The organism is Streptomyces sp. WELS2 (assembly GCF_013870595.1).
Classification (GTDB): Bacteria; Actinomycetota; Actinomycetes; order Streptomycetales; family Streptomycetaceae; genus Streptomyces.
Genome location: NZ_JACBWZ010000333.1, coordinates 1 through 6,502, shown reverse-complemented (window position 1 = coordinate 6,502; position 6,502 = coordinate 1). Strand labels below are relative to the sequence as shown.

The 6,502-nt window shown below is 71.0% G+C and carries 7 protein-coding genes and 1 pseudogene; 5 read left to right on the top strand and 3 right to left on the bottom strand.

The features are described from left to right. Positions 1-346, bottom strand: a pseudogene (locus H5J33_RS19490) (MFS transporter); the annotation flags it as partial. Between the two features lie 49 nt (positions 347-395). On the opposite strand from H5J33_RS19490, the gene H5J33_RS19485 reads away from it, so the two are divergent. Further along, positions 396-1,394 carry a GlxA family transcriptional regulator gene (locus H5J33_RS19485; RefSeq protein WP_258565232.1) on the top strand — a complete coding sequence of 333 codons (999 nt, stop codon included), beginning with the start codon at positions 396-398 and terminating at the stop codon, positions 1,392-1,394. A 203-nt stretch (positions 1,395-1,597) separates the two neighbouring features. Further along, entirely contained in the window at positions 1,598-1,978 is a 381-nt protein-coding gene (locus H5J33_RS19480) for a peptidase inhibitor family I36 protein (RefSeq protein WP_181796211.1), read from the top strand. Positions 1,979-2,100: 122 nt separating this feature from the next. Here the strand turns inward: H5J33_RS19480 and H5J33_RS19475 are convergent, their stop codons facing one another. Continuing rightward, a complete protein-coding gene (locus H5J33_RS19475) occupies positions 2,101-2,325 on the bottom strand; it encodes a hypothetical protein (protein ID WP_181796210.1) in 225 nt (74 codons plus the stop codon). Positions 2,326-3,178: 853 nt separating this feature from the next. On the opposite strand from H5J33_RS19475, the gene H5J33_RS19470 reads away from it, so the two are divergent. After that, positions 3,179-3,667 carry a YdcF family protein gene (locus tag H5J33_RS19470; RefSeq protein ID WP_181796209.1) on the top strand — a complete coding sequence of 163 codons (489 nt, stop codon included), beginning with the start codon at positions 3,179-3,181 and terminating at the stop codon, positions 3,665-3,667. Positions 3,668-3,915: 248 nt separating this feature from the next. Here H5J33_RS19470 and H5J33_RS19465 read toward each other — a convergent pair whose 3' ends face one another. Continuing rightward, on the bottom strand, positions 3,916-4,980 hold the full coding sequence (locus H5J33_RS19465) for an aldo/keto reductase (RefSeq protein ID WP_181796208.1): 1,065 nt from the start codon (positions 4,978-4,980) through the stop codon (positions 3,916-3,918). 117 nt (positions 4,981-5,097) lie between these two features. Between H5J33_RS19465 and H5J33_RS19460 the strand changes: the two genes are divergently transcribed. Continuing rightward, positions 5,098-5,931 (top strand): helix-turn-helix domain-containing protein, encoded by an 834-nt coding sequence (locus H5J33_RS19460; protein ID WP_181796207.1) that lies wholly within the window; start codon positions 5,098-5,100, stop codon positions 5,929-5,931. A 111-nt stretch (positions 5,932-6,042) separates the two neighbouring features. Beyond that, positions 6,043-6,502, top strand: a 460-nt coding sequence (locus H5J33_RS19455) for a DsbA family oxidoreductase (protein ID WP_181796206.1), incomplete at its 3' end; no start/stop codon positions are given.

Here is a 6,502-nt window from a genome sequence, read left to right as displayed (position 1 = left end):
GCGCCGGCAGCCCCGGCGCCAGCCCGCAGGCCGCCGAGGCGAGCGTGAACACCGTGATGCCCAGGGCGTACGCGCGACTCGCCCCGGCCCGGTCCGCGAAGGCGCCCGTGGACAGCATGAGCGCGGCCAGGGCGAGGGTGTAGGAGTCCACCACCCACTGGAGCCCGGACATCCCGCCGCCGAGCGAGGAGCCGATCGCCGGGAGGGCGACGGTCACGATGGTCGAGTCCAAGGTGATCAGGGCGGTCCCGAGGATGGCCGCCACGAGGGTGAGCACCGGCGCGGTGCCCGTTTCCCCGCTCCGGCCCGACAGTTGAGGGCTGGTCAGAGTCTTCGCTTTCGGCATGCGGCCATGGTGCTGGCCATTCCGCGCATACAGTAGTGGCCTGAATGCCATGCATCCGGAGGTTCTGGCCATGCTGCGCGTCGCCGTCGTCGCGTCCCCGCCCGTGTCGATGTTCAACCTCGCCATCCCCGAGCTGCTCTTCGACAAGGTGCGGGTCGACGGCGAGCCGGGCTACGAGGTCGTGATCTGCGCGCCCGAACCCGGCCCCATGCCCACCACCGGCACGCTGGACCTGTACGTGCCCCACGGCCTGGAGGCGCTGCGCGAGGCGCACACCGTGATCGTCGCGGGCACCGGCCGGCCCCTGTCGCCGGACCCGCGGGTGGTGGAGGCGCTGCGCGAGGCCGCCGCGGCGGGCAAGCGCATCGCCTCCATCTGCTCCGGCGCCTTCTCGCTCGCCGAGACGGGCCTGCTCAAGGGCCGCAAGGCCACCACGTACTGGGCGCAGGCCGGGGAGCTGCGCCGCCGCCATCCCGAGATCGACCTCCAGAGCGACGTCCTGTTCGTGCAGGACGGCCCGTTCCTGACCGCCTCCGGCTACGCCGCCGGGATCGACCTGTGCCTGCACATCGTCCGCACCGACTACGGCGCCGCCATCGCCAACGAGGTGGCCCGGCTCGCCCTGGTCGCCCCGGTCCGGCCCGGCGGGCAGACCCAGTTCACCCGGACCCCGCTGCCGCCCGAGCGCGGCACCGCCTGCGCCGACACCCGCGGCTGGGCGATGCGCAACCTGGACAAGCCGCTCACCCTGACCGACCTGGCCCGGCACGCCGGGGTCTCGGTGCGCACCCTCACCCGCCGGTTCCAGGCCGAGAGCGGGGTCAGCCCGCTGCAGTGGCTGCTGCACCAGCGCATCGAGCGGGCCAAGGAACTGCTGGAGACCACCCGGCTGCCCATGGGCCAGGTCGCCGCCGCCTGCGGCCTGGGCACCGCCGACTCCCTGCGCGCCCACCTGGTCCGCCGCACCGGCCTCACCCCGAGCGCGTACCGGGCACAGTTCGGCAGACACGGCCACACGGCCGGATCGGGTACGCGCGCCGTGGCCTGAGGAGCCGGGCCGCAGCCAGTCCCCGCACCAGCCGCACCCAACTCGTCCGCGCCACCCCCCACTTGGGACGACTTCGAACGTCCTCCCCGTGAACCGTATGCGCGCGGGGGCCGTTGTACGACCGGACGCCCTCGAAAGAGCGACATCCGGACGCGGCGACCACGACCGCGCTCCCACGGGCAGCAACGGGAAAGGGACAACCCATGAGACTGGCAGTCAAGACCGCGGTGGCAGCGGCAGCCCTCGCCTCCACCGCCGTACTGGCGGCCCCGGGAACCGCGTCGGCCGACCCCAAGGACGGGATTCTGAGCAACTGCGCGGAAGGCAAGATCTGCCTCTTCGACGGCCACAACTACACCGGGGACCTCCTGCAACTCGATCCGGTGAACACCCCCGACATCGGCTGGGCGTGGAACGACCGGGCCGGCTCGGTGTGGAACCGAAGCGGCGACGAAGCCTGCATCTGGACCGACGCCGGCTACAACGGCCGCTTCTACAGCATCCCGGCGGGCGCGACGCAGGAACTCCTTTTCCTCTACGACAACGCGGTGAGCTCCATCTCGGTCAATCAGTGCGGAGGCTGAACCGGCTGGAGGCCGAACCGGCCGCTTGACCGAACCCGCCAGCCGCCCGCGGTGGGAGGAAGAACGGCGGGATGCGGCCAGGCGGTGTCCCGTGAGACACCGTCTGCTTTCTTCCGCACTCGTCAGCTGACGACGATTCCGCGATGATCCGTCCATGCCTGACAGGCGGCGTCCATGGCGTTCAGCCACTCGGTATCCGGGTTGCGCTCCGCGTAGAACCGGTGCATGCGCAGACCGGCCGCCGCGAAGGCGTCCACTGCCCCGGGCCGCGCCCGCTGCCACGCACGGCACTGCGTGGCGCACCGCTCGGCGTAGCCCGGATCGTGACCGGCCGCGATGAGCTGCACGACCAGGAGGGCGACATCGTTGAATCCCGCGCCAGGGAGCGTTCTTCGTCAAGGCGGTCCGCAACCGTGCAGGGGGGCGGCGTGCGTCGCTGATCCGGGAGCGGATGATCAATGACTACACGAGCCCGCTCGCACCGCCCCTGCTCTGGGAGGTCGAAGACGACTGGCTGGTCCTGGGCTTCGAGGCGGTTCGGGCGCGGACGGCGGATCTCGCGCCCGGCTCCCCGGACGTGCCGAAGGTGGTCGATCTTGTCTGCCGGATCGGGGAGTTGCCCCTCCCCCCGGTCGCCGAGCACTGGACCGAGACCCGGTGGGACCGCTTCACGGCAGACCCCGCCGAGGCGTCGTTGTTCCGGGGTGACTCCCTGCTGCACACGGACATCAACCCGGACAACTTCCTGATCGGCTCCACGCGGAACTGGGTGGTGGACTGGGCATGGCCGACCAGGGGATCATCAGCGAGGTCAATTTCCCGGTCGGTCAGCGAGTCGTGTGCGCCGGCGCGGACTCGGCGCGCAGAGCAGCCAGCCGCCGCTGGTACAGCGGGCCGGCATCGTGAGCACCCCTGGCTTCACTGGGCGTGGCCTGTTCGACCAGATGATGGGAGACGGCCTTGAGATGAGCGGCCCACGCCAGCACATGCTGTCGAGCCGTCCGCCCGCATTCCCGCGGTTCGCCTTCCCGCACGTTCCCCACCTTGAGACTGTGACTCTTGCCGGAAAGCTCAGCCGTGTGCTTGAGCGTCGCTTCCCCGACGCTGGTCTGGTGGAGGAGTACCGATCCCGATACCTGGAAGTGACCAGCCGGCTAACCATAAACGCCATCCAGTCGTTCACCCAACTGGAGGGGCGCGATGAGTGCTGCCGATATCGGTGCGGAGCAGGTCCGTGACATTGTGGGTTTCGTGGACGTCGAGGCGCCACCGCCGCCGGACGAGCCGACCGCTCACTTCCTGTTCGGGACCAACCAGACTCAGCCGGTCGAAATCGCGGCCCGGCGATATCACGAAGGACTCGCGCCACTGATCATCGCAAGCGGGGGAATCAACCGGCACACAGGAATCGTGGAGGCTCACATGTTCCGTGAGCTTCTCATCGGACGCGGCGTCCCGGACAGTGTCATTCGGTGCGAGGACCAGGCGGCCAATACCTGGCAGAACGTGGAGTTTTCCCACTGCTATGTGCAGGAGGCGCTGGAATCGGGATTGAAGGTCACCGCGGTCAGTAAGTGGTTCCATCGTCGGACTCTTCATTGCCTGGCGACGGCAGTCCCCGACATCGTCCCCTTTTTATGCGATCTCCTGGGAGCCGGTCTACGCGGGCCGGGTGGTCACTCGCACTGATTGGCTGGATATTCCTGACGGAAAGCGGCGGGTGCTGCGTGAGCGGGAAGAAGTGCCCCGGCGGGTCTCCGAGGGAAGCTTCAGGGACGTGACCCTTGTCGGCGGTGCCTGGCGGAGCCGACTTGGTGTGGTCGGGTAGCCGGGGTCCATTGCCGGACCCCGGCCCCCTCGGAGCCGGAAGTGGTCCCCGCCGGGACGGTGAACCGACCCCGCCCCCGGCCCCCGCTCCCGCCGCTGACGGCCAACCGTCAGCGGCGGGTCTCGATCCGCAGGCCGCCCGTGGTCACCCGGCGGATGTGGTCGCCGGCCAGCAGGTCGTGCGGCTGGCCGAGTTCGATCGCGCTGGCCGCGTCCAGGCGGGCCAGCCGGGCGGCCGTGAACTCGACCTCGAGGGCGCCCAGGTTCTCCTTCAGCTGGGCGGGGGTGCGGGCCCCGATCAGCGTGGTCGCCACGCCCGGGTTCCGCAGGGTCCAGGCGAGCGCGACCTGGGCCGGGGTGCGGCCCAGCTCGGCTGCGATCTCACGGACGACGCCGGCCACGGCCAGGTTGCGTTCGGTGAGCGTGCCCAGGGCGAGGTTGAGGCTCCTGCGGGCGCCCTCGCCGGTGCCGTCGCCGGCCGCGGTCACGTCGTCCGGGCCGTACTTGCCGCTGAGCACCCCACCGCCCAGCGGTGAGTACGGGACCACGCCCAGGCCCAGTTCCCGGGCCATCGGGATCAGGTCGCGCTCCGCGGTGCGTTCGATCAGGCTGTACTCGAGCTGCAGCGCGACCAGCGGCGACCAGCCGCGCAGGTCGGCGATCGCCTGCATCCGGGACACCTGCCAGGCCGGGGTGTTGGAGATCGCCACGTACAGCACCTTGCCCTGCCGGACCAGGTCGTCCAGGCCGCGCAGGACCTCCTCGACCGGCGTCCGGAAGTCCCAGACGTGCAGGTACAGCAGGTCGATGTAGTCGGTGGCCAGCCGCCGCAGGCTCCCTTCCACGGAGCCGAACAGGGCCTTGCGGTGACCGCCCCCGGAGTTGGGGTCGCCGGGGCGGCGCAGCGTCGAGTACTTGGTCGCCAGCACCAGGCGTTCGCGTTCCTGGCGGGCGAACTCGCCGAGCAGGCGCTCGGAGCTGCCGTCGGTGTAGGTGTCAGCGGTGTCGAAGAGGTTGCCGCCGAGCCCGACGTAGTGGTCGAACAGTTTGCGGGCCTCGGCCCGCCCGGCGCCCCAGCCCCACTCGGTGCCGAAGGTCGCCGTACCCAGGGCCAGCGGTGAGACCCGCAGTCCCGAGCGGCCCAGCAGCCGGTAGGTATCGAGGGTCAGTGCCATCAGGTCCTCCTGTGCTCGTGGTCCGTCGCCGGGACCGAGTCTGTGGCGGCGGCGGACCGGGGGTAAGGGACGGCCCTTCCTGGGAAGACCGGTCCCACCCTGGGGGTTGGACCGGCCATGACGACCTCACCCATGGACACCGCCCAGGAGTTGGCCGCCTTCCTGCGGAGCAGGCGCGAAGGCCTCGACCCCGGCCGGCTGGGCCTGCCGTCGCACCGGCGGGCCCGGCGGACACCGGGGCTGCGCCGGGAGGAGGTCGCCGAACTGGCCGGGGTCAGCACCGACTACGTCATCCGGCTGGAACAGGCCCGCGGGCCGCGGCCCTCGGCAGAGGTCCTGACGGCGCTGGCCCGGGCCCTGCGCCTGACTCCGAGCGAACGCGACTACCTGTTCGACCTGGCCGGACGCCGCCGCCCCGGCACCGCGGGGCCGGACGCCGGGGCGGCGGCGTCGCTGGGCCGCCTGGTCGGTGACCTCTCACCGCTGCCGGCCATGCTGCTGGACCACCGCTACGACATCCTCGCCTGGAACCCCGAGATGGCCCGCCTGCTACCGGGTTTCGAGGCCGTGCCGCCGTCACGGCGCAACGCGATGTGGCTGTGCCTCATGCACCCGCAGATGCGTGGCTTCTACGCCGACCGGGAGCAGGTGCTGCGGGACGGCATCGCCCACCTGCGCGCGGCATGGGCCGCGCACCCGCAGGATGCGGAACTGTCCGGCCTCATCGCCGAGTTCGCCGCGCAGGACGAGGACTTCGCCCGTTTGTGGTCACAGCGGGAGGTCGGCGTCAACGGACGCGGCCGCAAGGCGCTGCGGCATCCGGTCGCCGGTGCGATCACCGTCGACTTCGAGGTCCTGCTGCCGCTCCAGGACCCGGAACTGCGCCTGCTGGTCTACCGCCCCGCGGACGAGCAGAGCCGCGCGTCCCTGGAGGGGCTGTACGCACGGTGACGCCGCGACCCCCTCTTCCCGGGGTCGGGAATACTCCGGCCTGCTTGAACGTTCACGTACCGGCCCGGGGAGATCCCCCACGGCCGTACGACCTGGAGAGAGCCGAAAGACATGCGCGTCGAGATCTGGAGCGACATCGCCTGCCCCTGGTGCTACGTGGGCAAGGCCCGCTTCGAGAAGGCGCTGGCTGCCTTCCCGCACCGCGACGAGGTGGAGGTGGTGCACCGCTCCTTCGAGCTGGACCCGGGCCGTGCCAAGGGTGATGTACAGCCGGTGATCACCATGCTGACCAGGAAGTACGGCATGAGCGAGGCCCAGGCCCAGGCCGGCGAGGACAACCTCGGCGCCCAGGCCGCCGCCGAGGGACTGGACTACCGCACCCGGGGCCGCGACCACGGCAACACCTTCGACATGCACCGCCTGCTGCACTTCGCCAAGGAGCACGGCCGGCAGGACGCGCTGATCCAGGTCCTGTACCGGGCCAACTTCGCCGAGGAGCGGTCCCTCTTCACCGAGGGTGACGAGCGCCTGGTGGAGCTGGCCGCCGAGGCCGGACTGGACGCCGGGGCCG